Source organism: Cupriavidus sp. 8B (assembly GCF_054589115.1).
This window is the reverse complement of sequence record NZ_BAAILO010000162.1, coordinates 6,269-9,305: the sequence shown is the minus strand read 5'-3', so window position 1 is coordinate 9,305 and position 3,037 is coordinate 6,269. Positions and strand designations below refer to the sequence as shown.

Annotated in this window: 4 protein-coding genes; 1 reads left to right on the top strand and 3 read right to left on the bottom strand. The window is 68.8% G+C overall.

All coding sequences use genetic code 11. The features are described 5' to 3' along the window. Positions 1 to 90: 90 nt before the first annotated feature. Both ACYP5B_RS16670 and ACYP5B_RS16665 read right to left on the bottom strand, forming a co-directional pair. Positions 91 to 714 (bottom strand): MauE/DoxX family redox-associated membrane protein, encoded by a 624-nt coding sequence (locus tag ACYP5B_RS16670; protein WP_400102695.1) that lies wholly within the window; start codon positions 712 to 714, stop codon positions 91 to 93. Next, positions 711 to 1,922, bottom strand: coding sequence for an amine dehydrogenase large subunit (locus ACYP5B_RS16665; protein WP_459570435.1), 1,212 nt, complete (start codon positions 1,920 to 1,922; stop codon positions 711 to 713). The genes ACYP5B_RS16670 and ACYP5B_RS16665 overlap by 4 nt, the downstream gene beginning before the upstream one ends. A gap of 455 nt (positions 1,923 to 2,377) precedes the next feature. On the opposite strand from ACYP5B_RS16665, the gene ACYP5B_RS16660 reads away from it, so the two are divergent. Continuing rightward, positions 2,378 to 2,554, top strand: a complete 177-nt coding sequence (locus tag ACYP5B_RS16660; RefSeq protein WP_318238278.1) for a hypothetical protein — start codon at positions 2,378 to 2,380, stop codon at positions 2,552 to 2,554. A gap of 92 nt (positions 2,555 to 2,646) precedes the next feature. Here ACYP5B_RS16660 and ACYP5B_RS16655 read toward each other — a convergent pair whose 3' ends face one another. Then, a complete protein-coding gene (locus ACYP5B_RS16655; RefSeq protein WP_400102697.1) occupies positions 2,647 to 3,009 on the bottom strand; it encodes a translation initiation factor Sui1 in 363 nt (120 codons plus the stop codon). Positions 3,010 to 3,037 lie beyond the last annotated feature (28 nt).

Below are 3,037 nucleotides of genomic sequence, written 5' to 3'. Positions count from 1 at the left end.
TGCTCTTTCGGTCAGATCGGCGCTGCTGTTCTCCTTATAGCGCATCGATGTTTCTCCGCCCACGCCGGGGCCGGAAGGGCCTTGAACTGCTCACGAGAAGGTGGAATGCGTAGGGTGGCTGGAAGCCAGGCCGCCGGAGTGGTGCGTAGCGCGGTCGGCATTAACCAGCAATTGCGTGGCGCCGAGCCAGAGCAGCAACAGCGCGAGCGCGCAGAAGCCGGCGGCCAGGGCGTCGAGCAGCGTGAACGCACGGGGTGCCGTGTCGGCCGCCAGCCCGGCGGCAGTGATCGCGGCCAGCACCAGCACGGCGAGCAAGCCAAGGTTGCGCAGCAGCAGCCCCTTTGATAGCCGCAGGCTGTCGGCGTCGCTGCCGCAGCCGCAGCGGATGTCGCGCCGCCCGCGCAGCAGGTTGATGCCCACCGCGCCGCTGGCTAGCGCCACCACGCACGCCGCCAGCAGCGCCGCGCCCGGGTGCAGCGGTGCGGCCACCAGCGCCGCCACGCTGGCCGTCTCGGCGCCCACGTAGGCAAGCGCCACCCAGCGCGACCAGGCGTCGGGCACCAGCCGGTAGGCACTGACGGCGCCCCAGAAGCCGGAGAAGTCGCGCAGCTTGGGCCACAGGGCATGCGCCAGTACCAGTGCGGCGGCGGCGGAACATGCCGCCACCACGACCGGATCGCGCAACACGTTGGAGACCACGGCGGCGGCGCTCATTGGTGCAGCTCCAGCTGCACCGCGTTCTCTGCCACCTGGTCAAGGCGCGCCACCGGCTTGAGGCCCAGGGCCGGGTCCAGCGACACCACGCCGGCCTTGGCGGCATCCAGCACATACAGCGTTGGCTGCGGCCCTTGCGTGATGGTGAGCGCCAGCGCGTTCTGCCCCGGCGCGCGGGCGATGCGCTTGTGCTGCGCCAGGTCGATGGTCCAGATCTCGGCGGCGGGGGTCTTGTGCGATCCCTCCTTGCTGCGCGGATGCATGCCCAGGTACAGGCGGCCGGTGGCGGCGTGCAGCGCGAACAGCTGGTAGCCGCCCGGCTTCCAGCCCGCCTTGCGGTCCGCTGCGTCCAGCACGGGCCAGGGCTGCGCGAAGGCCGGCGTCTCGCCCGAGAGATCCGCGCTGTAGACGTTGCCGTTGAAGGACACGAAGGTCAGCGTGTTGCCCACGCGCTCGCTGTGCAGGAAAACCGGGTCGGCGTCGGGATCGAACATGCGCGCGCTGCGCTTTTGCCCGCTGGGCTGGCCGGCGGCGTCATGCGTCACCGTCAGCATCGTGCCGTCGCTGCACAGTGTGCGAAAACGCTGGCTGGAAGCTTCGGTGGCAAACACGCCCCAGCAGCCGGGGGTTTGTGCCTCCGCCACGAACTTGCCGGCCTGCAGGTCGACGATGCTGACCGAGGTGGCGGGCGTGGCGTTCTGCACGTAGAGGAAATGCCCGTCGGCGGATACGGTGGCGATGCCCCGGTAGTTCAGCGATTGCGCATGCTTGGGCGGGATCACGATCTCGCTGCGGTAGGCCAGCGTGGCGGTGTCGTACAGGCTCACCACGTCGGTGCGCTCCCCGCGCGCCAGCCGCGAATAGAAGGTGGAGATCACATACAGCGTGCGCTTGTCCGGCGACAGCACGCTCTGGCCGCCGAAGGCGGTAGGCACCAGCCCCAGGTAGCGCATGCGCTTGCCGTCCACCACGTGCAGGCGACCGTCCACCATGTGCTTGAACGCCACATCGGAGATATAGAGCCGGCCGTCATCGGCGGGCGCGAGTGGCTGGACGGAGAGGGTTTCCGGCTGCAGCTCGGCGGCACTGGGGGCGTCATTGGGTGCGGCAGTGGCTGGTATGGCGAGCGCGCTCAACATCGTCGCTGCCGCCACTATCCGTACCGCGCCGGGCCGTCGCGTGATGGCCCTGGTGCTTACCTCGTTCACTGGATGGCTCCTTGGGATGCGCTTTGCAATGGGGCCAGTCTACGAACGGGGGTGGTGCGGGCGTTATCCGAAATCGGCAACGGCGGCACGGGGATATTCACCAATGCCGGCCGGGCGGCGGCAGTGGCCGGCGCCTTTCGTGATGGCGGCTTGCGGTGCACGGCGCCCGGATGCCATGGCGGGCGCGCCTGCCGGCGGTGCGCGCCATTCGTCGCCACGGCGAAGCTGCACTGCGGTCGTGCGCGCAGGGCTGTGCGGGGGCCAAGTGCCAAGGCGCAGGCTTATCCGTTTTCGGAAACGGAGCAGAATAGGCGGTGAGGCCGAAGATGGAGAAGGCGATGTAGCCGAGGCGGTCAAAGTGGCCCCAGAGCTGCCCCAGAGCTGCCCCGGGGCAGCTCCAGGGCGGGCCAACGCCGTCACCGTGCTACGATCCGCGCCTATTACGGAGAATGAAGATGTTTTTTACTTGCCAGAACCAGTCGTGCCAGACGCGTTGGGACCCCAAGGACGTGACGGTCAAGGATGAAGGCCAGGGCCCGCTGTTTCGCTGCCCGGTGTGCAACTCCCGCAACCCGGTCGTGCCCCAGCGCAAGTCCGACGGCAGCATCGTCTACAAGCAGCGCAACCGCTAAGGGGCTGCTTAAGCCGCTTGAATTGATCCAGGCCTCTCATGGCCTGTTGACGCCCGACTGGCCACGCCGGCTAGCGGCGCGTGGCCCGGCGCTCAGCCGCCAGCCCGCTTGACGGTCATCCCGCGCTGCTTGAGTTTTTCCATCACCGTGTCGCAGTGGTCGCCCTGGATCTCGATTACGCCGTCCTTGACGGTGCCGCCCGAGCCGCAAGCGGCCTTCAGTTCCTTGCCCAGTTGCGCCAGCGCCAGCGCGTCCAGCGCCACGCCGCGCACCAGCGTCACCCCCTTGCCCTTGCGGCCCTTGGTCTCCCGCGACACCCGCACGATGCCGTCACCTTGCGCGACCGGCTGGGCCTTGCCGCACGTGCAGGCCGCCAGCGCATTGCCGCAGCCGGGGCACATGCGGCCGTGTTCGGTGGAGTAGACCAGCGAGCTGGCGGGTTTTGGGTGAGACATGACAGGGATTCCGGGTGACGGGCTGGCC